Raw genomic sequence first — 24,349 nt, forward strand, 5'->3', positions numbered from 1 at the left:
AACATGGGTATGAGGATCGCCCCCTCCCTGGTTCGGGTGGGGGGAGTGGCTCGTGGGAGAGCTCATTCGCCTATATCACAAAATCCTCATCTCCACAACTAAATTTTACGTCCTAATCTTGTTGGAATTCCAACATCAGCTTTCTCACTTCTCCTCTAATAACGCCTTCCTTTCCTCTGCGCTTTTCTCCTTTAGTTTTCTCATCTCATCGTGGAATTTAGAAAAATCTTTTCCTACTTCTAAGAATCTTTTTCTGAAATAGGAAGTCCCAGAATTATATCTAAGCATTCCGATAAAGTCTTCATTATTCCAATCTCTTTCGGCAAGTTTTTTAGAATTGATCTTAGTCCATTTCGTTTGTAGAATCTTTTTACGAAAATTTGAAATGATCTCTATTTTTTTAGCTCGAACGATATCCTCTGCGCTACCTTCTGAATAAGCGGCCTTAAGTAAATTTGCAGTTTCTATAATTATATTTTTATAAAGTTTTGTTTCTTCTTCTGATTTTTTTCTTTCTTCTAATAGTTTTGGGCCACCGATCTTAAATACATATTCATCTGAGCCTGCGTCTTCTACAAAACTCGCATAACTTTCGTTAAATAAAGTATCTCCTGGGAAATATACTGTGGCATGTGCCATTTCGTGAATGACTATGGAGGCTAAGTCTCCTGGATCTTCATAAAGTTGAGAAGAGAATAATGGATCTTCGAACCATCCTAAAGTAGAATATCCCGCAGTGATCCGAATTCTTGTATCGAACCCTTGATCTTTCAAAGATTGTTCTTCTTCTTTCGCTTTTTCTAATGAGAAATATCCTTTGTATGGGACCGTTCCCGCAATCGGAAACCACCAAGTATAGGATTCAAATTTAAGTGGATGGCAAGCACTCACATGCCAACCGATTGCAGGCCTGTCCAATTGAACAAAACTTTTGAATCCGCCTTCGGGTGAGAGTGCCAATTCTTGGATTCCGAATTCTCTGATCTTCTCCACTTCTTTTAATTTTGTTTTTGTGGTTTCAGGTATTTCAGGATCTGCTAAAACTTCTGGGATCGCTTTTCTTTGTAGAAGTATCTTTGCCTGTTCTTTTCCAAGATGATAGAGATAAGAGACACATCCTTGGCCGGAAAAGAATAGAAAAAACAAAACGGGTATCCCGGAAAAGAATCTGAGTCGACGATTCTTTCCATTAGGTAGAAGGTGGGTTGAGTCTGATTGCATGAATATTCGTCTTCCTAAAATCGTTTGGATCAATATCGGACTTTTGGTTTTATTCCTATTCGTCCTCATTCTTCCGGGAGAAGGAGGTTTGTCCTCCTTTTTCCGAGGTGGCAAACCACTCGGTTATTCTGACCAAAGGGCCGGGATCCAATTGCAGAATGCTTTTCGGAATGTTTATAATTCTTCCAAGGATTCTGTAGTTTCTATCCGGACTAAAAAAACAGAAGCGATCACAAGTCCTTACCAATATTTTGATTACCGTACCGAAAAACTTTCCTCTTTCGGAAGTGGATTTTTAATCCACGAAAAAGGATATGTTGTCACAAATTTTCACGTTATCTCTGACGCGGAAAGTATAGAAGTAATTGCTTCCGATGGTAGTGTTTTCCCAGCTAAATTTGTGGGAAGTCATGAAAGAGCGGATATTGCTCTTCTTAAAATCAAAGAGGGTAGTGGACTCAAACCTGTTTCCTTTGGTGATTCTGATAAGATAGAAGTGGGGGATTGGGCGATAGCAATCGGCTCTCCCTTTGGTTTAGAAAGATCTTTTTCAGTTGGTGTAGTTTCTGCAAAATATAGAGAAGATTTGGATGAGACTGGTCAGACCCATATCCAAACAGACAGTATGATCAACCCTGGTTCTAGTGGTGGACCACTTCTAAACATTTACGGAGAAGTAATCGGGATCAATCGTTTGATCCGTAGTGACTCTGGTAGGAACACCGGCATCGGTTTTGCTATCCCGATGAATTATGCCAAAAAGATAATCCAGCTCATCGAAGAGAATAAGGGCAGAATTATCCGACCTGCAACTCTGGGTGTGATGGCGACTGTCCCACTTCCGGATCATAGGAGAGCTCTTGGAATTCCCGCAGATTGGAAAGGAGTTCTGGTTTATGATATGGATTCAGGTTCTTCCGCGGAAAGTTCCGGTTTGAAACGATATGACTTCATTATGGAAGCAAACGGAGTCCAAGTTAAAAATATTAATGATCTGAGGGAACAGGTCGGAATAGTAGGATTAGGCGGCAGGTTAAAACTTAGGATCTACAGGGAAAAATCCCTGCAAGAACTGACCGTTAGATTGATACAGAAATAATTTTTCTAAAATCATAAGGCTAGACATGAGAAGAAATATCGTTCACAGCGGTGCTGATGCTCTCATTTACGAGATCCGTCAGATCGTAGGAGTCGCTAAAAAGTTAGAAGCTCTTGGAGTTCCGATTACGTACGAGAATATCGGGGACCCCATCCAAAAAGGAGAGAAGGTCGCTCCTTGGATGAAAAAAATCGTATCTGATCTGATCCTCGAAGACAAGTCCTGGGCCTATACGGCTACACAAGGATTTGAGAAGACCAGAAATTTTTTAGCAGATAAAGTGAACGAAAGAGGCGGAGCCCAAATTACCGCCGAAGATATTTTATTCTTCAACGGACTTGGTGACGCGGTCGCTAAAATTTTTGGATTTTTAAGAAGAGAGGCTCGAGTTATAGGACCGAGTCCTGCTTATTCTACCCTTTCTTCTGCGGAAGCAGCTCACTCCGGTTATGAGCATATGACTTATAACTTAAATCCTGAACAGGGTTGGATGCCTGATCTGGAAGATATTGAGAATAAGGTCAAATACAATGACTCGATTGCTGGTATCCTTCTGATCAATCCGGACAATCCGACCGGCGCAGTATATGATAAAAATGTAATGCGTGAGATCGTAAAGATCGCAGAAAAATATGATGTAATGCTTATCTGCGACGAAACATACGCTCATGTGAATTACTCCGAAACTGGAACTATTCATCTTTCAGAAGTGATCGGGAACAAGGTGCCTGGAATGGCTCTTCGTTCCGTATCTAAGGAATTTCCTTGGCCTGGCGGAAGATGTGGTTGGTTGGAGATCTTTAATAAAGACAAGGATCCAGTTTTTGCACGTTATGCAAAATCTCTTTTGGATGCAAAGATGTTAGAGGTATGTTCTACTACTCTTCCTCAGATGGCAATTCCAGAAGTATATTCACATCCTCAGTTTCTTCCCCACTTAAAAGAAAGAAATGAGAAGTTTAAGAAGAAGGCGAAACTTGCAACTGAGTCTTTTAAAGGGCTCAAAGGTGTTACTGTAGTAGAACCTAAAGGTGCATTCTATCTTACAGTTGCATTTGATAAGGGAATTTTGGGAGATAAGATGACTCTTCCTATCTCTAATCCAAAGGCAGAAGAGTTTATCCGTCCTCTTCTCGGGAATTGTGCTCCGGATCGTAGATTTGTGTATTATCTCCTGGCTTCTACTGGGATTTGTGTGGTTCCACTTTCTTCTTTCTGTACAGATAGAGATGGTTTTAGGGTCACTCTTCTGGAAGAAGATGAGGAAAAATTCCGTTGGATCTATAATACTTTGAGAAAGAGTATAGAGGACTATACAGCTTCCGCTTAGGATATGATAAACAATAAAGAAAGAGTTCCTAAGATCGGAGTAATGGATTCCGGAATGGGAGGACTTTCCGTTCTAAAGGAACTCTTGGATCTTCCATATTCTGCAAATTTTCTTTATTATGGAGATCTTGCGCACGCTCCTTATGGGGAGAAGAAGACCTCCGAAGTTTTGGAACTCACTCGCAATGTATGTAATTTTTTCTTAAAAGAAGAAGTAGATGCAATCCTTCTCGCATGTAATACTGCAACCTCTGCTTCCGCCTCTAAATTAAGGGAAGAACTGTCCGTACCTGTATTCGGTATGGAACCTGCAATCAAACCGGCTCTTCTCGCACACCCTGGAGAAAAAATTGCGTTACTCGCTACTTCAGTTACTCATAGAGAAGAGAAATTACAGGACTTAAAATCCGAATTAGGTGCATCCGAAAGAGTAGTTCACCTAAATTGTGATGGTCTTGCAACGCTCGTGGATCATGGAAAATGGGAAGAAGCCAAACTTCTTCTTAAAAACATATTAAAAATCCCGCAAGAACAAGGAATTCGTGCTCTTGTATTGGGATGCACACATTACGTATTCTTAAAAAACGAAATAAAAGACCTTTATCCAGAGGCAATTTTTCATGATGGGAACCAGGGAACCGTCCGCCATTTAGTCAGATCTCTTCATTTGGATGAGAAACAAGGGCACCCAAATTATAATCTGTTCTTTTCTTCCCCTAATAACCTAAAAGAAACGGAAGGTCTGGCCTCTCAGTTATTACAAAAAGTATCCCCATAACAGGTGGAAATTTTTTTCCTAAAGAGTATTTTTTTGGTTCCCGGTCTAGGCACTTTGTATTAGCTTTATGAATCCGTATGAACTCTATATCCATCTCAAAGCTAGTTACGATCCTACTCATTCCGACCCTATTCTTCTTCTGCAAACCTAAAGAAGAAGAAACTACGGATGCAATCGTCTCCTTCATCGTAGGAAAAGCTACTGCGGAAAAAGCGGGCTCTGTCCTGAAGGCAACCGATCGTGTTATTGAATCTGAAATTGTAAAAACGGACAAGGATGCAACCTTAGATCTAACCACTACTTTAGGGACAGTTCGACTCTTAGGTGGTTCCGAGGCTTCTATCGCTGCATTGAGAGCGGATCAAAATTATATTAAGGTCAACTCAGGCAATATTTTAGTAAAAGTCGCCAAACTGAAAAAGAACGAATCCATCTCAATCGACACTCCTACCGTAGTAGCTGCTGTTAGAGGGACCCAATTCTGGGGACAAGTGAATCCAGCTAATGAAACTGGAACATTTGCAGTTCGCGAAGGTAGTGTTCAAATTACCAGAAAAGACGACGAGGCCCGAGTTTTAGTAAAAGCAGGAGAAGCAGTGGACTTAGGCCCTGGGATCAAGGCTCTAAAAGTTCGCCCTGCAGCTGCGGGTGAGCTCTCCGCAATGGAACAAATCGATCAAATGAAATAGCTTTTTTTCTGGGCATTAGACCCGATCCGGGAATTCTGTTCTGGAGCGGGTCCATGCAAGAAGAAATCAGTTATAAATCCGCCGGAGTCGATACAGAAGCCGGCCAAGAATTCGTCAAAAAGATCAAACAAAACGTAGAATCCACCCATGGTCCCAGAGTTTTAGGCGGGCTTGGAGGATTTTCAGGCGCCTTCGACGTTTCCTTCCTCAAAAATTATAAAAACCCAATATTACTCAGCGGTACCGATGGTGTAGGGACCAAGGTAGAGCTCGCTCGTTTATTCAATATCCATGATACAATCGGCATAGACTTAGTTGCTATGTGTGTGAATGATATTCTTGTCTCCGGTGGAGAGCCTTTATTCTTCTTAGATTATATTGCCTGCGGTAAATTGATCCCTGAAAGAATGGAAAGGATCGTTGCGGGTATCGTAAAAGGTTGTAAACTTTCCGGAGCTGCGTTACTCGGTGGAGAAACTGCAGAACATCCTGGCACAATGGATCCAGATGAATACGATTTAGGCGGATTCGTAGTGGGCGCAGTAGAAAAGGAAGACTTAATAGATGGATCCAAGATAAAACCTGGAGATATCGTTTTAGGTTTAGAATCTTCCGGTCCTCATAGCAATGGATTTTCTCTTATTCGTAAATTGTATTTAGAGGGGGGAAGAAAACTTCCCGCAGATCCAGAGTTAGTCGGTTTCTTAAAAGAATTTGCACTTCGTCCTACAAGGATCTATGTCCAGAGTATACTAAATCTCACCAAGAAGGTTGAAGTAAAAGGAATGGTACATATCACTGGAGGAGGTTTTTACGAAAACATTCCTAGAGTGCTTTCTGATTCTTTGGCTATTGAGATCAAAAGAGAAAATCTTCCTGAGAATCCATTCTTTACCCGAGTGCAGAAAGATTTTCCTTCTTTAACTGAAAAGGAATTGTATTCCACTTTTAATATGGGAATCGGATACATAGTCATCGTTTCTCCAGAGTCAGTAGCAGATGCAACTGCTGCTCTGGAAGAAAAAGGAGAACTGGTCCATAAAATCGGAGTAATCACTTCGAAAAATAAAGAGTCTGTTCTTTTTGTCTGAACTTTTCAAACCGGCAGATATATGGATCGGATCCAAACTCTTTTAAAAAATCCAATTTTTATCTTATCTAAAAAGAATCCATTCATGCTTTCTAGATGGAGTATTTTATACGTACTCCTTGGATTATTTGCAGGATTATTCTCTGCATTATTTTGGAAGGCGTTGGAATATCTCACCAAACTTTTAGCAGGCTTCCAGGGAAATTCGATCATTCTGATCATGACCTTATCCGGTTTGGGCATAGGACTTCTCATTTATTTCCTGGGAGAACCGGGAGAAATCTCATTAGTAATTGATAATATTCGTTTTAGGGGAGGAAAGCTCGACCCTAAAAATAACCCTTCTATGAGTTTGTCTTCTTTGCTTAGTATTTCTTCTGGAGGAAGCGCAGGACCTGAGGCCCCTCTTGTTCAGATCACAGGATCTTTTGGAAGCTGGTTTGCTGAAAAGATAGGATTAGAAGGAGAAGAGCTCAGATCCATGACCATCGCAGGAATGGCCGCAGGATTTACTTCTTTATTCGGCTCTCCTCTAGGTGGAGCTCTATTCGCGTTGGAAATCCTACAACATAGACATGTGGTAGAATATTACGAGGCATTATTACCTGCATTCCTCTCCAGTTGTAGTGCTTATTTCGTATTCCTATTTATGACTGATATAGGAATCGGACCCACTTGGGAATTCCCACAATATGTTCCGGGTGGAATAGAAGATTTTCAATATGCGATCGGATTCGGAATGGCCGGGGCGATCGTAGGATGGATCTTTTATGGAATATTCAGAATTACTAAATTTTCTTTCTCTAAAATAACTCTTCCTATTTTTGTAAAGACAACCATAGGCGGATTACTCTTAGGTTGTATTGCTTATTACGAACCGCTCACTCGTTATTTTGGTCATGACCAGTTAAATGAGATTGTAGTCACAAAAGGGAATTGGATCTTTTTTGGAACTCTTGCTTTATTAAAGATATTAGCGATCAATATCACTGTTTCCAGCGGTTGGAGAGGTGGTATTATTATACCGTTATTCTTCGTTGGAGCGGTAGCTGGCCGATTTTTTATGGATTTCTTTCCTTCAGAGAATGAATCCTTTTTGCTGATTTGTTTGATGGCTTCAGTAAATGCATCAGTAACTAAAACACCTATTAGCACTACTATATTACTTACAGGTTTAACTGGAGTTTCCAATTTCACTCCTGTATTATTTGCCTCTTTGAGCGGATACTTCTTATCTCCTAAGGCGCCGTTTATCAGTTCTCAGGCGGATTCAGTTTAATTTTTAGATCGGACTATAACGTCGATTTTGTCCTGGACTATTTCCAGCAAATCGATAAAAGATAGCCAACTCTATGGGAATTTTCTCTAAAAAGGATCCGTTCTTTCTTTTCGCGGCATTCTTATTTTTCGCATACTGTACACCTTCTCCTAAAAAAGCTTTATTAGAGAATGGTGTTATAGATTGGGAAAAATCTATCCAGCAAGGAAAATGTTTCCGAATGACTGGAGATTGGAAGTTTGCATGGTTGGGTGTTACTCCAGATACAAGTATTCCTAAAGAGCCTGAAAAATTTTCCACAAGTCTTGTCCCGGGGAGCTGGACCAAACATGATTGGCCTGGTTCTGACGAGGGAGAATTTCCTAAATACGGAAAAGCATTGTATAGAGTGGACTTGGTTTCTTCTACCCCTGTAGAAAGTTTACATTTAGTTTCCTATGACCAAGGAACAAATTATAGGATCCTATTTAACGGAAAAATAATCAATGAAGTGGGAAGGGTAGGAGATCCAACGGAAGAAGGACTCGAACTTAAAACCAGCTATTCTATTCTTCCCGCATGGCAGGGAACAGCGCATCTTGATTTTGAAATTTCAAATTATCAGTATAGAAAAGGAGGACTTTGGAAACCTCCTATCTTAGGTACTGCGGAATGTGTAAGTCGCTATTATATGGACAGAAGGGACTTAGAAGGAATACTCTGCGGAGGACTTTTCTTCTTAGGTCTATTTCATATTTTCGTATCAGTTTTCTATAAAAAAGATTCTTCTGCTTTGATACTCGGAATTCTTTCTATCACAGTGGGACTAAGATTATATTCCACTGGAGTCAGATTATTCCCTGAACATTTTTTAGTAGGACCTGAAATATATCTTAGGACTGAATTTATCTCCTGGTTTATGGGGATGCCATTGGCCCAGCATTTTTTGTTAGAAGTATTTCCTATGGACTTCGGAAAAAAATTCCTGAAATTAGGATATATTTTCGCAGGAATATTTACCCTAATCACTTTGTTTACTGGGCCAGCGATCTACTCTTATCTAGTTAATCCTTCTTATATTCTTTTTGTATTTAATGGCGCCTGCTCTTTGGTAGTTTTAGCAAAGGCAGTTTCTCGGAGAATGGTGGGAGCTTATATATATCTCACTGGTTTTATCTTTCTTCTATTCTTCATGACAAGTGAGATATTATTCCATGCTGAAATATTGGATTCTTGGGAACTGAGCGGGATCGGAGTTGGAATATTTGTACTTGGAAATTCACTTTCTTTATCTAACAAAATGTTGAGCGGATTCAGAGAAAGAGAGAAGGTCCAAGAAATTCTAAATACAAACTTAGAAGAGTTGGTTAGAAAAAGGACCAGGGAATTAGAATTTGCAAGAGACGAGGCAGAAGCAGCCAATAAAGCAAAAAGTGAATTTTTGATCAATGTGGATCATGAAGTGCGAACTCCAATGAACGGGATCATGGGGATCACTCAGATGTTGCTGGATTCAGATCTTAAACCCGAACACCAAGAAATGTTGGAGTTACTTAAAAGAAGTGGGGATGCTATGATGGTCATCCTTGGTTCCATGTTAGACGCTTCCAGTTTAGAAAAAGGTACATTATATCTTTTGAATAAACGTTTTAGCCTTAAAGCATCTGTTTATGAAGCTGCTATGAGGGTAGAAGACAAAATCCGCAGAAAGAATCTGGATTTCAGCGTAACACTTTCGGATAACCTTCCAGAAATTGTAGAAGGTGATGAAGAAAGATTTAAAACTATGCTTTTGGTCCTTTTAGAAAATGCGGAGAAGTTCACAGTAAAAGGATTTGTCAAACTTATAGGAGAAAAAGTCCAAGATACGAATCTAGACTATCGACTTAGATTTAGGGTCCAAGACTCAGGCATTGGAATTCCCGAAGATAAACTCAGTTCTATATTCAATCCATTCCAGCAGGTGGATTCTGGAGTTACTAAACCTTTCCAAGGAGCGGGGCTTGGACTCGCACTTTGTAAGGCTCTCGCCCAGAAAATGGACGGGGATATTTCAGTCCAGAGTGTGCCAGGTAAAGGTTCCGAATTCATCCTAGAAATCGCCCTATCTAAACCGGAAATCCAATCTTGACATAAGATTTCCTCCTTCCAAGCTGGGTCCAAAGTATATGGGAAGGATCCAAGAGCTCAGTCCGGAATTAATCAACCAAATCGCCGCCGGGGAAGTGATAGAATCTGCCCACTCCGTCTTGAAAGAAATGATGGAGAACTCGGTGGATGCAGGCGCGGACACGATCGAGGTCGAGTCCAGAGACGGAGGTTTGACCTCACTTCTTCTTTCCGATAACGGCTCCGGGATAGAAGAAGAAGATATCCCTCTTGCAATCCAAAGACATGCCACAAGTAAGATCCGTACATTAAAAGATCTTGAATTAGTTTCTTCTTATGGATTCAGGGGAGAAGCATTGGCATCCATCGCCTCCGTTTCCAAACTTACAATCGAAACAGGAACAGGCCAGCCCACGGCTTGGAAAGTAAGGTCAGAAAAAGGACAAATCCTTTCCAAAGAATCCATCCCAGGTTTTCAGGGAACTAAGATCCTGGTTGAGGATCTATTCTATAACACTCCAGTCAGAAGAAAATTTTTAAAATCAGTTCGTTCAGAAGATAAGAAGATCCGAGATAAAGTAACTATCCAGGCTCTCGCACGAGAAGATATCCGATTTAGATTCGTTCAGGATCATAAGGAGATATATAGACTTCCTCCTAAGAATAAAAGAGAAAGGATCATAGATCTATTCGGAGAAAATTTCAGGGACCACTTGTTGGAGGTCCAACTGGAAAGAAAAGGTTGGAAGGCGACAGGTTATATAAGTGATCCTGATTTTTATAAATCCAATCGAACCGGCCAATTCATTTTCGTGAATGGAAGGCCTGTTGAGATTAAATACTCTTCTCATCTATTGAAAAAATGTTATGATGAACTTCTTCCTCCGAACGCTCATCCATACTGTTTTTTATTTTTCGAAGTAGATCCTGAATCTATAGATGTAAACGTTCATCCTGCTAAAAAGGAGATCCGCTTCCTGGACGAAGAAGGATTTAATACATTCTTCTTGCAATTGATCCAAAAAGAACTTAGGTCCAGCACTCCAGTTAGCTTTTTAGAATTAAAAAACAGACTTTTAAGACCTGAGCCTAAAAAGATGGAATCTACATTATATTCCTTTTCTGGTTCTTCTTCCTCCGGAACAGAACAACATCTTTTGGGCGGAGCACTTTACGAAGAAGTAAAACATTCTCCTTCTTTTCTTGTAGAAGCAGTTGGTCCTGGCTCAAGGTTAGATGATCTAACTGATATGCCGATCAAACATTCAGAGTTTATTCCTAAAAAACATTTTGGATTATTATTCGAAACGTTTATTTTGGCAGAAGGAGAAGATGGTTTTTATATCATAGACCAGCACACTGCCCACGAAAGGATCCGTTACGAAGAAGTATTAAGAAAACTTAAAAAGAAAAATTACGGGATCCAACCACTTCTCACTCCAGTTCGTATTCCTGTTTCTAAACAAGAAGCAGAAGATATAAAAGATAGGCTAGGAGAATACCAAGAAGTCGGTTTAAAATTAGACTCACTCGGAGAAGATACGATGGTCCTTCGAGAAGTTCCTGGTTACTTTCTGCCTGGGCATGAAAAAGAGATCGTTCTGGATTTTTTAAATCGTACAGGTGGCAAGGAAGTTCCTGAGCCTGAGTTATACGATCTTATGGCAAAATGTGTGGCTTGCAGATCTGCTGTTAAAAAGGGAGATCAACTTTCGGATCATCTGATCGCGGAGATGCTCAATCGTTTGAGTTATTGTGAGAATCCATCCCGCTGTCCTCATGGAAGACCCACCTTGGTCAAATTAACCAGAGAAGATCTGGAAAGAATGTTTCATCGCAGGTAAAATTTGAAAACAGAATCCCAAGCACTTAAAAACTCTACGGAGAATGTAATCTCCACCTTGATCAGACAAACATTGATCGCAAGTGTGATCTTGTTATTGATAGTACTCGTTCTTGCAAGATTTTTCAATGAAAGAGTCACACAAGTAGCTGGCCTCTTTTTGGATTACACCGGGGTATGGGGAGTAGGACTTTCTATATTCGTTGCGGATTCAGTGCATGTATTCTTTCCTCCCGATACATTTTTGATCTTGGCAGTAGCTGCAAAGATGCCTGATTTTTGGGTAATCTTCTTTGCTTCCGTTGGGTCTTTACTTGCTGGGGGATGTTCCTACTCTCAAGGAAGATTCCTTCTTCCTAAGTTAACCGTATTTACTAAGTTCATTCGGAACCATGAAGAGAAGTTAGAAGTATACGTAAAAAGATTTGGATTCTGGGCGGTGGTGCTTGCAGCACTTACTCCATTGCCTTATTCATGGACCTCAGTGGCAGCAGGTGCAATGAAAATGAGACTTGATCTTTTTTTTGCAGCCGCACTTTTTAGGATTCCCCGTTTTATTCTTTATTACTATCTAATAAAGGGCGGATGGATCGGGATCTAAACATTCGGATTGACTCTAAGTAAAAGCAAAGGTAAAAAATTTAGATAATGGACGATTCTCCCAGACTTATTCCTAAAACCAGAAAAGAGCTGATCTTAGAAAATTTAGATTGGTTTGCTTTGCCTGTTCGTATTTCCGAATTGGTAGAGAATGTATTGGATGGAAAGATCAGAGAACAATCCTTAGTATGCTGTCATAGCGCATGCGATGTATGCAATTCTACAATCCGTTCCTGCATACGTAAGATCCAAAGAGAATTGGAAGAAGAACTTGGGCAGTCTATTTGAAAGAGCACCTCTTCCTCATAAGATCAGACCTAGTTCATTTGCTCAGGTCATTGGACAGGAAAAGGCAAAGCTTCAATTACAAAAATATAAAGAACCAGTAAGCATTCTATTATACGGACCTCCTGGCACAGGAAAGTCAACGATTGCCAGGATCTTAGGTAATACCTGGAAATTACCTTTTGTAGAATACAACGCAGTCACAACAGGCGTTGCAGATATCAAAAAACTATTAGAAAGATCCGAGAAAGAAGGGAGTATTCTTCTCTTTTTGGATGAGATACATAGATTCAGTTCTTCTCAACAAGATAGTTTATTAAAGGGAGTTGAGACCGGGGGAATAGTTCTGATTGGTGCTACTACTGAAAATCCTTCCTTCAGAATTACAAGACCTCTATTATCCAGATGCCAGGTGCTTAGGCTGGAACCATTGGGTGAAAATGACCTTTTGGAAATACTTTCCAGAGGAACAGAATCTTTAGATCCAAAACCGAATATTACAAAAGAAGCAAGTTCTCTTTTGGTTCGATATTCAGGTGGAGATGCCAGAAAACTTCTCTCTAATTTAGAGGGTCTTGTTCTTTCCAGAGATTCCGGAGCTTCCATAGAGGCCTCCGATATAGAAACATTTTTAGAAAGTAGAGTAATCGAATACGATCAAAGCGGAGAAAGCCATTATGATGTGATCTCTGCATTCATCAAGTCTGTGAGAGGAAGTGATCCGGACGCAGCATTATTTTATTTGGCAATGATGTTAGAAGGGGGAGAAGATCCACTCTTCATCGCAAGGCGACTTATCATCTTGGCCTCTGAAGATATTGGAAATGCTTCTGTTCATGGTTTACCCTTAGCGGTTGCAGGACTTCATGCATTAGAAACAATCGGAATGCCGGAGGGAAGGATCATTTTAGGACAGGTCACTACATTCTTGGCTTCTTGCCCTAAGTCCAACGCGTCTTATTTAGGAATTGGTTCTGCACTTTCATTTGTAAAAGAGAGGGGCCCGAGTTTAAAAATCCCGAATCGATTGAGAAATGCTCCTACTTCTACCCATAAAAAAGAGGGAGCAGGACAGGGTTATAAGTATCCTCATGATTTTGGTGGATTTGTGCCATTCTCCTATTTCCCAGATGATCTTTCCGACAATCCGCCTCAATTTTATAAACCAACCAAAAACGGAATGGAAGGAAAGATTAAAGAACATCTGGCTTCCATTTGGAAAAAGATCTCCGGCAAAAATTACGAGTAGCACTCTTATATTTTCCGCAAAAAACTTCAAATATTTGTTGCGTAGTTAAATAGCTACATTTTAAATTGTAGCTAAGTGGCTACATAATGAATCTAAGAAGGGACGTATTCCAGGCTATAGCCGATCCTACGCGAAGGGCAATACTTTTGCTTGTGGCTTCTCAGGCAATGACTGCGGGAGCGATCGCTTCTAATTTTGATACGGCCAGGCCCACAGTTTCCAAACATTTACAAATACTCACGGAGTGTGAATTATTAAAGCAGGAGCAAAATGGTAGGGAAATTTATTACCAATTGAATCCAAACAAGATGAAAGAAATTGCCGACTTTATAGAACCATTCCGTAATATGTGGGACGATCGATTCAATAAGCTAGAGTCCGTAATGAAAAAATACAAATCAAGAAAATAGAATATGGAAAGAAAAACCAAAATTGATGCAGAAGACGGCAAACAAGAATTGCTGATCACAAGAGAATTTGATCTTCCTGTGGATCTAGTTTTTAAGGCACATATTGAACCAGAAATTGTAGAAGAATGGATGGGAACAAAAGTTCTGAAATTAGAAGCAAATAAGCATGGAAGCTGGCAATATGTAACCACGGATCCTCTTGGAAACAAACACGGATTTAATGGTGTTATACATGAATTTGTTCAGGACCAAAAGATTATCCGTACTTTTGAGATGGAAAATTCTCCATTTCCACCCCAACTTGAATTTTTAGAATTCGAATCTTTAGGAGAAGAGAAAAGCAAACTTACAATGCATATCATATTTAAGTCTGTCTCACTCAGAGACCAATTATTAAAAATGCCTTTCGCACAAGGTATCAATATGGCTCATAACAGATTACAAGAAATCGTAATTAAATTAAAATAGGATATTGGACATGAGAAATAAGATTATATATTGGATCGCTACTGCATGGCTTTCCTTAGGGATGGTGTCGACTGGGATCGTTCAGACGATACAAATGAAAGAAGAAGCTGATATGTTTGCACATTTAGGTTATCCTGCATATTTGATGATCATATTAGGCGTTTGGAAATTATTAGGAGTGATCGCTGTTCTTGTTCCTAAATATCCTTTAGTAAAGGAATGGGCATACGCAGGATTTTTCTTTACAATGTCTGGAGCGGTGTTTTCTCATTTTGCAGCTGGAGACGGAGCGAAAGAATATTTCGGACCCGCATTATTACTGGTGCTTACAGTAGTGTCTTGGTATTTCAGACCGGCTGACAGAAAATTACAAGGGTGATCTAAATGAATCCTAAGGTTGATTTCTTTTTTAATAAGGCCAAACAATGGAAGGAAGAATATGAGGCGTTGCGTAAGATCGCTTTAGCTTCCGGACTTACCGAAGAATTAAAATGGGGTCAGCCTTGTTATACATCTCAAGAAAATAATATAGTTTTGATACATGGATTTAAAGAATATTGTGCGTTTTTGTTTTTCAAAGGCGCTTTATTAAAAGACCCAAAAGGAATTCTAATCCAACAAACTAAAAATGTGCAGTCCGCTCGCCAAATTCGATTTACTAATCTTAAAGAAATCGATAAGCTTAAAACCTCTTTGAAATCTTATATCAAAAATGCGATAGAAGTAGAAAAGTCCGGACAAAAAGTAAATTTTAAAAAGACCAAAGAGTTTGATATGCCTGAGGAATTCTTAAGTAAGCTTGAGGAATCTCCCAACTTAAAATCTGCTTTCGACTCATTAACTCCTGGTAGACAAAGAGGTTACCTTCTTCATTTTTCTTCTGCAAAACAATCTAAGACCAGAGAGGCGAGAATAGAAAAGTATATCCCGCATATTCTGAAAGGCAAAGGATTAGATGATTAAGAAGAAGGCTGTAGCAAAGAAGAAACCCACAAAACCTGCGGTTAAAAAGAAGAGTCCTAAGAAAAAGCAGCCGGTCTTACTTTCGGGTGGGAATCCCCAAATCGCAAAAGGTTATGGAGACGGCCCGGTCCAGGAATATATCTCCGCAATGCCTGGTTGGAAAAAGGATATTGGTCGTAAACTCGACGAAATCATAACCCGCACAGTTCCTTATGTATATAAAGCGGTAAAATGGAATTCTCCTTTATACGGAATTGAAGGGGATGGTTGGTTTCTAGGAATTCATGTTTTTAATAAATACGTTAAGATTGCTTTCTTTAGAGGAAGCCATTTGAAACCACTTCCTCCTGGTGAATCCAAACAAAAGGAAGTCCGTTACCTCGACATCAAAGAGAATGATAAGATAGATGAGGCTCAACTTTCTTCTTGGATCAAGCAAGCGAGCGACCTGCCCGGCGAAAAAATGTAAGGCCAAGTGATTGGGCAAGGGTCTATTCTTTTGTTCAATAAAGCGTCCAAAATATCCGTAATAACATATTAAGTTCTTCCCATCCAAAAGTAAGAGTCCCGAATGATTTCAATATCGGGAGGATGATATGGCAAATACTGTATTCGAAAGTAAGGCTTCTTGGGCGGGAGGATTAAAATTAAACCTACAATCCAGGAATCATAAATGGGTGGTGGACGAACCTGAAATTTTAGGCGGGACTGACCAAGGACCGAATCCAGTTGAACTCGTGTTAGGTGGACTAGCAAGTTGTGTGGGAGTTTTGGTTTCTCTTTATGCTCCTGCTCATAAGGTAGAGTTGAAGGATTTCCATGTATTCGTGGAAGGAGATCTGGATTTGGATGGGTTCCAAGAACTTGCACCTGTTCGCCCTGGATTTTCGCAGATCCGTTATAGGGTAGATATTCAAACAGATTCTCCTAAAGAAAATGTGGATTCTCTACTTGCTCATATAGAGAGGATTTGCCCTGTGAAGGATACGTTATCCGGAGTAGGAGTATTATACCAAAAATCTGGATCTTCTGTTGCAGCTTGATCAAATATAGGTTCCTTTTCGAATATTCTATTGAGAATTTTCGGAAAGGAGTTCCTACCTTCGCTTTAAAAGAAATATCCTTCTGTAATATTCTAGTCATTCACTTGTTGTAGATAAGAGGTATCTTACTAAAGAACTAAAAAATTTTGACATAATACGGTAAGGAAATCGCTGTTTCGAGACGAAACTAAATATGGAAGCCGCGGGTCTTACCCCTCAAGACGAAAAAAGGAGGTTTCGAATGTTTCGATCCGAGAAAGAGAAAAACGAAAAAAGCCAATTCCAATCCGCTGGACCTATCCAAGTAAGAAAGGAATTTGCTCGTTCAGAAGCTGTAAATTTCTCCACTAAAAAGGCAGAAAGCAGAGACGAAAAAGTGGTCCGACTTAGACCAGATCTATACGAAAAATAAACCGGAGCTTCTTATCACAGAAGTTCCGAAAGCCTTTCTAATACCCGGTCGTTCTGTTCGGGTCTTCCTATCGTAATTCTCAAAGCGTTCAATCCGTAACTTTTCAGATTTCTTAATATAATCCCTTCCTTCAGCAATGTTTCGAAGGTTTGGGTGGAATCTAATTTTGCAGAATCCAATTTGATCGTGATAAAGTTTGCATAGGATTCGAAGTAGGAGAGCCCCTTCTTCTTTGCGAACTCTTCATAGCGGATCATTTCTTTTAAGTTTGATTTTAGATAATTCTCCACAAATTCTCTATCGTTTAACGCAGTTGCGGCTGCTAATTGAGAAAGTTGAGAAACATTAAATGGAGGTCTTAATTTATAGAATGCCCGGATCATTTCTTCAGAAGCGATCCCGTATCCAATTCTCATTCCACCTAATCCGTAAATTTTGGAGAATGTATTTGTATATAATACATTTGGGAATTTTGAAATTACATCTGCAGCTTTTACTTCTTTTTTAGGATCTCTAGTTTTTCCGAATTCCATATAAGCTGCATCCAATACGACCATTGTATCGGAGGAAATTTTTTGGAGAAAAGTATATAGATCTGACTGATCCAAAGCATCTCCGATTGGGTTACAAGGAGTGCAGATGAATATGATCTTAGGAGAATGTTTTTTATACAGATCCAGAAATTGGTCCAAATCATGGAGTTCTGAATTTGTATGGACTGTCTCCGCGCCACATTGTCCTGCGTAAATGGAATACATGGAGAATGTTTTTCCATTTTGGAGGATCTTATCTCCTGGATTCAAAACAGATCTTGTAGCAAAATCGAATATTTGATCGCTACCGTTCCCTTGTATTACATTTTTTGAATCTACTCCGTGGGCCTTTGCAAGTGCATCCTTTAGCGCCTTATAAGAATCGTCAGGATATAAGGGCATCTTATATACAGCTCCTTTAATGACCTCGGAAACCTTGGGAGATACACCGTATGGATTCTCATTCGAGGCAAGTTTAAGAACTTTGTCAGGAGAAATTCCGTATTCACGTACGACTAGTTCAATTGGTTTACCGGCCTCGTAAGCCGGGATCTTGTCTAAAGCGGGCTGGAATCTCATCTAATTCCAGAAAAAAACGGAGTCAGGATTCTTCCAATCGTTTTTGTTCTACCAATCTTTGGTAAAGTCCTTGGAAGTCTTTGAAAAATAAGGATTCGCTGAGCGCGTATTCCATCACCATTCTTTTGGTTTCTTCGGAAGCGAGTAGAGCCCGATCTGTAGCGAGCATTTTGACCCCACCATCCAAAAGTAGATCTCTAAAATAATGATTATTGAATATATTCGGAGTCTCCGTAAAAGATCCCTTAGCATGCCAGCCCAAAGTATGGACTCCCAAGAGTAAAACTGTATCTCTTGTGGAAAATCCCATCATAGAAAAATAATCCAGAGAATCTTTTATATCAGGACTATCTACAGGCATTAACATTCTTCCGTTCGGATAACTGGAATCCTTTCTTCCTGGAAGAATATGGACCTGAGGTCCTCCTGCTTTTTGGAGTGCAAGAGCGCCAGAAAGTGCGATCATATCAGCAAGAGAAGGAATTCCAACTCTTCCTTCTTTTTCCAAATCTTCTTTTAAATGGATGATTGCTTCTAATTGTTTTGTGACTCCGCGATTATTCTCATCATTTAGGATTGTAGGAAAACGAATAGAACCTTCGAGGCCTAACCATTCTCCATCTGCGGAGAAGATGGAAGAAGCATGAAATACCATACGAAGCCAAGCTCCAGCTTCTGTCGGATCAATCTTGTCCCAGATCCTATATCCTGTTTCTTGCCAAATGCTTCCTTCACAATTATTTTTGGTTCCTAATACTTCATGAACTCTATAATTTCCGGTTTTACCTTTCAGCTTCGTTTCGAAACTTCTTCCCTTATTTATTCTTTCCTTTACGGATTCATAAACCTTTTGGGAAATTAAGATCTTGGCGCCTGCCTTCTTCGTAGTTGTTTCGATCCTACTTGCTGAGTTAACTGTGTCTCCGATCGCAGTGAATGACATGCTCAATGGATGACCTAATTTTCCAAGGATTGCAGTTCCATAATTGATCCCAATTCCAATTTCGAATTCGGATCCCAAATGATTTTGAAGATATGTATTCAAATTTTCTAATTCAGATCTCATCTCCAGAGCGGATCGGATTGCGCTTAGATTTGAACGGACTGGATCTGGATCTTCTAAACCGAAAATCGCCATAAGTCCATCGCCTATATACTTATCGATGATCCCACCATATTTAAGTACCTTATCACCCATTCTATAAAAGTAACGATTTAGAATATGGACTACATCATAAGGCAAATGACTTTCTGAAAAACTTGTAAAGCCTCTAATATCACTAAATAAGATCGCCACTGGTTTTTCTATCCCAGAGGTCAGATCGGAAAATGTAGAAGCAAGAGCCTGATCCGCCTCATCTATGACTAATCTTCTGAGTACGATATCACCTGTGGTTTTTGTTTGGCAGGCGAGCCTTACGTTATCCGGAAATCCTTTCTTCTGAGCTAACGCCGTTTCTTTTTCGTTGCGGGGAAGAAGGTTTTCATCTCCTTCTTGGATCAATACCCTACATGTAGAACAACGTGCGTTACCTCCACATGCGTGTATATGAGGGATTCCTGCATCCAGTGAAATTTGTAATAATGGCTTGTTTAATTCGGAAGGTTCGAGGAAAACTTCCTTATCGTTTTCGAAGATAATTTTTATCATAAAGGGAGATTGAATCCGGCGACCAATATTGGATCTAAATCCTTGTTCATTTTTATATTAGATGAAAAATACTAAAAGACTAATATTCAGACCGATCGATATGCGCTCTAAGAATAAAAATATTCTTTTGCCCGAGCCGGAAATTCTTTTTTTCCACGTCTAATTCCCAGTTCTCCGAGTATCCGATCGTGAAAAACCAAGAAAATGGATCATCAGATGAATCACCTAAAAGATCGGTGATTTTATGCGTCGACGACGAGTTGATCATTTTGAGGGGACTCAAAGAACAACTTAAATCCGCCTTTGGAAAAACTTACCAAATAGAAGCTGCAGACAGCGCAGAGCTAGCTCTCCAAATAGTAGAAGAATGTAACCAGGCAGGAATTCATATCCCCGCAATATTAAGCGACCAGGTGATGCCTGGGATTAGAGGGGACGAGTTTCTGATCCGTATCCAAGAAACAAATCCTAATACCAGGAAGATCATGCTCACTGGACAGGCGAGTGCAGAGTCCGTGGGAAATGCTTTGAATAAAGCAAACTTATATAGATATCTTTCCAAACCCTGGGACTCAAACGATCTACTCATGACTGTAAAAGAAGCAGTCCGTTCTTATGAATCAGATATATCTCTTTCTGAACTGAATAAAAAATTAGAAGAAGCGTTACTTTATAATAGAGACTCTGGACTTCCTAATTTGGAATCTTTAAGAAGAAGATTGGATCTCGCAGTGGAAGAAAAAGAAGATTCTCTTCTCGCGTTGATACGTATAGAATCCACTTCTTTGACCACAAGAGATTTTGGAGTTTCTCTCTATAAGGATTTAATGAAGAAGTTCCTGGATTCTATGAAATCTATTCTGGGAAACTATGGAGAAATTTTCCATGTATACGAGGATGAGGTTGCGATACTTTCCAAAGTATCAGAAGAGGAGTTCCTTCCTCATTTGATCGCATTTCGGATACTTCTCCGCTCTGATTATTTTACTGCTTCCGGAATTTCTTTTAGGATCAACGCAACCATAGCCACTGCTAGTGGAAAAAAAGATCTATATTATAAAGCGAGACTTGCACTCGTAAAAGCAAGCCAAGAGCCAGAATTCGATTCAGAATCAGGGATCTATTCCTATACTGAGAAGATGGACGACCAGGATCTGTATAAGATCAATATGGATCTGGGGAAAAGGCTGAACCAAGCAATCCACTCTGGAAATGTAGTGCCTTATTTCCAAGGGATCATGGACAACCAAACTGGTAAGGTCGAAAAATTTGAATGCCTCGCCAGGATCGTAGAAGATGGAAAAGTATATGCGCCTGCGAGTTTTTTGTATCTAGCAAAGTCGACTGGACTTTTGAGAAGGATTAGTCCTATACTTTTCGAAAAAGCACTTCGTAAATTTTCAGAGTCTTCTTATTCATTTTCTATCAATCTGTCTGAGACAGAATTAGAGAGCCCAAGTTTTCCAAAATGGGCTTCTTCTCGTATGGAACATTACGGAATTGATCCGTCTAGAGTGACATTTGAAATTTTAGAAACTGCAAGTTTTCACGGAAATCCGGAAAGACTGAAAGTGATCGCAGAACTGAAAGAGTTGGGATCGAAAATTGCAATCGATGATTTTGGAGTAGAACACTCTAATTTTTCCAGATTATTGGAGATCCAACCTGACTTCATTAAGATAGATGGAAAATTTATTCAGTCTTTGGAAAGAAATCGAACTGCATTCATTCTAACTTCTGCCATCACGGAGCTTGCTCACAGAATTGGAGCAAAAGTAGTCGCGGAATTCGTTTCTACTCCGGAAGAATTGAAGGTTGTACGTTCTCTGGGCATAGAATATTCGCAAGGATACCTAATTATGCAGCCTTCTCCTGACATAACCCCAGTTTCGATAAAAATTATTGAGTAGGTACTTTGGCCTATTTTTTTCCGGGTGGTTTTGTAATTCATTCTTTCGAACAATAAAGTCGAAAATGAGTTGCAAACATAATTTATAGAGTAAGTATCCTTGTTTTGCTCCGGATTTTGAGCCGGGGTTTTTTCGTTTTTGTTCGTCTAATTTTATAGGTTGGTACCGGGGGCGCGGTGGAGAAAGCGATTCTTTTTGTTGATGATGAAGCGCTCATTTTGATGAGTATGAAGTCCCAAGTCAAAAGACATCTGGGTGATACTTATCGTTATGAGACTGCTCTAGATGCGTCCGAAGCGATGCAAATCATCGAAGAATTAGTAACTGAGGGAGTCAAGATCCTGATCGTAATTTCCGACTGGCTGATGCCGAATATCAAGGGAGACGAATTTTTGAGAATCGTTCACCAAAGATATCCGGAGATCCAAAAGATCATCATTACAGGTCATGCGGACATTGCTTCCGTTGAAGCTTTAAAAAAAGAGATCAATTTATACAGCTACTTGAAAAAGCCCTGGGACGAAAAAGAATTAGTAACCACTATCACCTCAGCCCTTAAATAAATAGGGGGGCATAATGAGCCTTCGAACGCGCTTCTCTCTTTATTGCGCTATTGTTCTATTTGCATTCTCCGTTTTGCTAACCTTGTTGGTGGCCGCGGCCGCATTCTATGATTCCAAAGTTTCTTCCCAAGAAGCTGCGTTTGCAAAAGCAGAAGGTGCATCCTTCGAAGTGCGTAAAATTTTTTCAGAAGCAATTTCCAAGGTGGGAGAAGTTAAAACTCGTTGGGAACTTACTCGTCCTTCTCGCGCTTCCGTTGAAAAAGATCTAGTGGATCTTTTTCAGAATGATAAAAGATTTTTAGGAGCTGGTGCAGTTTTCGAACCAAATCTTTTTGATGGAAAAGATTCTTCCTTTATAGGTCGTAAGGGTTCCAACTCAAATGGTAGATTTGTTCCTTACTTTCATAGAAGTGTCAAAAACCCAGATGAGATCAGTTTAGAAGAAAGTGTCTATTATGATAATACCGACGAAAGTGGCAACTATTACCAAATCCCTAAAGCTACGTTAAGTGACTTTGTTGGAGAACCTTATTTTTATCCATTAGAAGGAGTGAATATTTTTATGATCTCCTTGATCAGGCCTATTAGCCGCCAAGGAAGATTTATAGGGATTGTTGGTTTAGATCTGAAACTTTCGGATCTGGAAGAAGAATTATTTTCCAAAAGACCATTCGGTGACGGACATTTGGCATTAATCTCTCCGGGTGGAAAATATGCGGTTCATGGTGCAAAAGGGATACTGCAAGGAAAGAATGCAGGAACTCCTGAAGTAAAAGATTCCATTCAAAAATCCTTAGCCTCGGGGCAACCTTTTGCTTATTTAGTAGAAGGTGGGAACTCCTACATTTTCCCATTCAGCATGGGAACCTACGGAAAGAATTGGGCCATAGAAGTATATGTTCCGGATTCGGTTCTTTGGAAAGATCTTGGGCCTATTATCCTAAGATGTTTACTCATTACATTCGCTCTTCTGCCTGTATGTTTATATTTTCTGGATAGATTCTTTTGCAAGTTCGTATCAGAAGGTTTAACTGAAGCGACTACTTTTGCGGATTCTTTAGGAGCTGGAAATTATTCCGCTCAGATACCTACTCGAAAATTCCAGGATGAGATCCATCATCTTTTTATAACATTGGAAAATATGAAGGAGAAGTTACTGGCCGCGATCGATCAACAGATCCGTTCAGAAAAGATCCTAAGAGAATCCGCTGAAATTTATTCACGTAACGAAATTATCCGTCTTCAAAAAGAAGAATTAGAAGTTGCTTTAGGGGAATTAAAAACCGCACAAGAAACCTTACTTAGAAATGAAAGGTTAGCGGCTATCGGTAGGATATCTGGGGCTGTTAGTCACCAGATCAATAATCCACTCGGGGCAATTGGAGCTTCCAGAGAGAATATTTCCTTTTATGTGAAGAGAGTTGTGGCACTTCTGCCTTTTCTGTTTGAATATTTGAGTAAGGGTCCCGAGTCTGAGAGAGAATTTTTTAATATTACTTTAAAAAGAACATTAGAAAACCATAAAGAACAGATTGGCAAAAAGTTCAGAGAGACCAGACATTCTATCGAAGCATTTTTAAAACAGGAACAAATAGAAGAGGCAGGGGATAAGGCGGCTGTCGTTGCAGAGCTTGGATTTGCGGATTGCCCTGAGTTTATTCTTCAATTATGCAGATGTTCCGAATGGGAACGTATTTCTGAATTTTTGATGGCCGTCCGAGGATTAGAAATTTCAGAGGAAGTCATTCACAGATCCACTGATAGAATGTACAAAATTGTATCCGCTTTAGAAACATATTCAGGGATCGCAAAAGAAGATAAAGAAAGATGGATTAAAGTTTCCGACACAATGGAAGTTGTGCTTGGGGTATACGAAGGCGCTGGCGGAAACAGAGTCACAGTCGAAAGAAATTATATTTCAGAAGCTACCATGAGATGTGTTCCAGAAGATCTGGTAAGACTTTGGACTCAAATAGTGGATAACGCATACCAAGCAATGTCCGGCGAAGGGACACTTAAAGTAAATATCTATGACGCAGAATCCAAGGTAATCTGCGAAGTGGAAGATAGCGGCTCTGGTATTCCTAAAAATATTAGAGAGAAGGTGGGAGAAGTTTTATCTTCCGGAAAATCGGAAGGAGAAGGTGCAGGTATTGGACTTGCCGTTGCTGCTTCCATTTCCAAAAAATACGGTGGCAGCTGGAATTGGGAAAGTGAACCCGGCTGCACTATCTTTCGCTTTTCTTTTCCAAAATCAGAATAAAATA

Annotated in this window: 24 protein-coding genes; 21 read left to right on the forward strand and 3 right to left on the reverse strand. The window is 39.8% G+C overall.

What is annotated here, in order from left to right; all coding sequences use genetic code 11:
- Window positions 1-144: 144 nt before the first annotated feature.
- Window positions 145-1,221, reverse strand: a complete 1,077-nt coding sequence (locus tag CH362_RS11895) for an aminopeptidase (protein WP_100710550.1) — start codon at window positions 1,219-1,221, stop codon at window positions 145-147.
- On the opposite strand from CH362_RS11895, the gene CH362_RS11900 reads away from it, so the two are divergent.
- From CH362_RS11900 to CH362_RS19270, 18 genes are all read left to right on the forward strand, one after another.
- Window positions 1,220-2,320 (forward strand): S1C family serine protease, encoded by a 1,101-nt coding sequence (locus tag CH362_RS11900; RefSeq protein WP_100710551.1) that lies wholly within the window; start codon window positions 1,220-1,222, stop codon window positions 2,318-2,320. The two genes, CH362_RS11895 and CH362_RS11900, sit on opposite strands and share 2 nt — an antisense overlap.
- Before the next feature lie 25 nt (window positions 2,321-2,345).
- On the forward strand, window positions 2,346-3,650 hold the full coding sequence (locus CH362_RS11905; RefSeq protein ID WP_100710552.1) for a pyridoxal phosphate-dependent aminotransferase: 1,305 nt from the start codon (window positions 2,346-2,348) through the stop codon (window positions 3,648-3,650).
- 3 nt (window positions 3,651-3,653) lie between these two features.
- A complete protein-coding gene (gene murI / locus CH362_RS11910; RefSeq protein ID WP_100710553.1) occupies window positions 3,654-4,427 on the forward strand; it encodes a glutamate racemase in 774 nt (257 codons plus the stop codon).
- A gap of 77 nt (window positions 4,428-4,504) precedes the next feature.
- Entirely contained in the window at window positions 4,505-5,116 is a 612-nt protein-coding gene (lsa19, locus tag CH362_RS11915) for an adhesin Lsa19 (RefSeq protein ID WP_100710554.1), read from the forward strand.
- A 53-nt stretch (window positions 5,117-5,169) separates the two neighbouring features.
- Window positions 5,170-6,207 carry a phosphoribosylformylglycinamidine cyclo-ligase gene (purM, locus tag CH362_RS11920; protein ID WP_100710555.1) on the forward strand — a complete coding sequence of 346 codons (1,038 nt, stop codon included), beginning with the start codon at window positions 5,170-5,172 and terminating at the stop codon, window positions 6,205-6,207.
- A gap of 21 nt (window positions 6,208-6,228) precedes the next feature.
- A complete protein-coding gene (locus CH362_RS11925; protein WP_100710556.1) occupies window positions 6,229-7,485 on the forward strand; it encodes a chloride channel protein in 1,257 nt (418 codons plus the stop codon).
- Between the two features lie 73 nt (window positions 7,486-7,558).
- Window positions 7,559-9,595: a sensor histidine kinase gene (locus CH362_RS11930; protein WP_100710557.1), complete on the forward strand. Its 2,037-nt coding sequence runs from the start codon at window positions 7,559-7,561 to the stop codon at window positions 9,593-9,595.
- Between the two features lie 37 nt (window positions 9,596-9,632).
- Complete coding sequence (gene mutL, locus CH362_RS11935) at window positions 9,633-11,417, forward strand: DNA mismatch repair endonuclease MutL (RefSeq protein ID WP_100710558.1); 1,785 nt, start codon at window positions 9,633-9,635, stop codon at window positions 11,415-11,417.
- A gap of 3 nt (window positions 11,418-11,420) precedes the next feature.
- Window positions 11,421-12,017, forward strand: a complete 597-nt coding sequence (locus tag CH362_RS11940) for a YqaA family protein (RefSeq protein ID WP_100710559.1) — start codon at window positions 11,421-11,423, stop codon at window positions 12,015-12,017.
- 47 nt (window positions 12,018-12,064) lie between these two features.
- Window positions 12,065-12,304 (forward strand): hypothetical protein, encoded by a 240-nt coding sequence (locus CH362_RS11945; protein WP_425269053.1) that lies wholly within the window; start codon window positions 12,065-12,067, stop codon window positions 12,302-12,304.
- Window positions 12,288-13,550, forward strand: a complete 1,263-nt coding sequence (locus tag CH362_RS11950; RefSeq protein ID WP_100710561.1) for a replication-associated recombination protein A — start codon at window positions 12,288-12,290, stop codon at window positions 13,548-13,550. Before CH362_RS11945 ends, CH362_RS11950 begins: the two co-directional genes overlap by 17 nt.
- Window positions 13,551-13,636: 86 nt before the next feature.
- Window positions 13,637-13,960: an ArsR/SmtB family transcription factor gene (locus CH362_RS11955; RefSeq protein WP_100710562.1), complete on the forward strand. Its 324-nt coding sequence runs from the start codon at window positions 13,637-13,639 to the stop codon at window positions 13,958-13,960.
- Between the two features lie 3 nt (window positions 13,961-13,963).
- Window positions 13,964-14,428, forward strand: coding sequence for an SRPBCC domain-containing protein (locus CH362_RS11960; protein ID WP_100710563.1), 465 nt, complete (start codon window positions 13,964-13,966; stop codon window positions 14,426-14,428).
- A 10-nt stretch (window positions 14,429-14,438) separates the two neighbouring features.
- Window positions 14,439-14,807, forward strand: coding sequence for a DoxX family protein (locus CH362_RS11965; RefSeq protein ID WP_100710564.1), 369 nt, complete (start codon window positions 14,439-14,441; stop codon window positions 14,805-14,807).
- 5 nt (window positions 14,808-14,812) lie between these two features.
- Window positions 14,813-15,391 carry a YdeI/OmpD-associated family protein gene (locus tag CH362_RS11970; protein ID WP_100710565.1) on the forward strand — a complete coding sequence of 193 codons (579 nt, stop codon included), beginning with the start codon at window positions 14,813-14,815 and terminating at the stop codon, window positions 15,389-15,391.
- Window positions 15,384-15,860, forward strand: coding sequence for a DUF1801 domain-containing protein (locus CH362_RS11975; RefSeq protein ID WP_100710566.1), 477 nt, complete (start codon window positions 15,384-15,386; stop codon window positions 15,858-15,860). The genes CH362_RS11970 and CH362_RS11975 overlap by 8 nt, the downstream gene beginning before the upstream one ends.
- Window positions 15,861-15,987: 127 nt before the next feature.
- Window positions 15,988-16,434 carry an OsmC family protein gene (locus CH362_RS11980; RefSeq protein ID WP_100710567.1) on the forward strand — a complete coding sequence of 149 codons (447 nt, stop codon included), beginning with the start codon at window positions 15,988-15,990 and terminating at the stop codon, window positions 16,432-16,434.
- Window positions 16,435-16,675: 241 nt separating this feature from the next.
- Window positions 16,676-16,846 (forward strand): hypothetical protein, encoded by a 171-nt coding sequence (locus tag CH362_RS19270; protein ID WP_165780259.1) that lies wholly within the window; start codon window positions 16,676-16,678, stop codon window positions 16,844-16,846.
- 14 nt (window positions 16,847-16,860) lie between these two features.
- Here CH362_RS19270 and hisC read toward each other — a convergent pair whose 3' ends face one another.
- Window positions 16,861-17,958 carry a histidinol-phosphate transaminase gene (hisC, locus tag CH362_RS11990; RefSeq protein WP_100710569.1) on the reverse strand — a complete coding sequence of 366 codons (1,098 nt, stop codon included), beginning with the start codon at window positions 17,956-17,958 and terminating at the stop codon, window positions 16,861-16,863.
- A gap of 22 nt (window positions 17,959-17,980) precedes the next feature.
- Window positions 17,981-19,609 carry a peroxidase family protein gene (locus tag CH362_RS11995; protein ID WP_100710570.1) on the reverse strand — a complete coding sequence of 543 codons (1,629 nt, stop codon included), beginning with the start codon at window positions 19,607-19,609 and terminating at the stop codon, window positions 17,981-17,983.
- 188 nt (window positions 19,610-19,797) lie between these two features.
- On the opposite strand from CH362_RS11995, the gene CH362_RS12000 reads away from it, so the two are divergent.
- The 3 genes from CH362_RS12000 to CH362_RS12010 all read left to right on the forward strand — a co-directional run bounded on the left by CH362_RS12000 (window position 19,798) and on the right by CH362_RS12010 (window position 24,345).
- The gene (locus tag CH362_RS12000; RefSeq protein ID WP_100710571.1) at window positions 19,798-21,519 is read left to right on the forward strand and encodes an EAL domain-containing protein; all 1,722 of its coding nucleotides are present in this window, start codon (window positions 19,798-19,800) and stop codon (window positions 21,517-21,519) included.
- Between the two features lie 176 nt (window positions 21,520-21,695).
- Entirely contained in the window at window positions 21,696-22,082 is a 387-nt protein-coding gene (locus CH362_RS12005) for a response regulator (RefSeq protein ID WP_008597002.1), read from the forward strand.
- A 13-nt stretch (window positions 22,083-22,095) separates the two neighbouring features.
- On the forward strand, window positions 22,096-24,345 hold the full coding sequence (locus CH362_RS12010) for an ATP-binding protein (protein WP_100710572.1): 2,250 nt from the start codon (window positions 22,096-22,098) through the stop codon (window positions 24,343-24,345).
- The last annotated feature ends 4 nt before the right edge of the window (window positions 24,346-24,349 follow it).

It is taken from the genome of Leptospira saintgironsiae, assembly GCF_002811765.1.
GTDB classification, from domain to species: Bacteria; Spirochaetota; Leptospiria; order Leptospirales; family Leptospiraceae; genus Leptospira_B; species Leptospira_B saintgironsiae.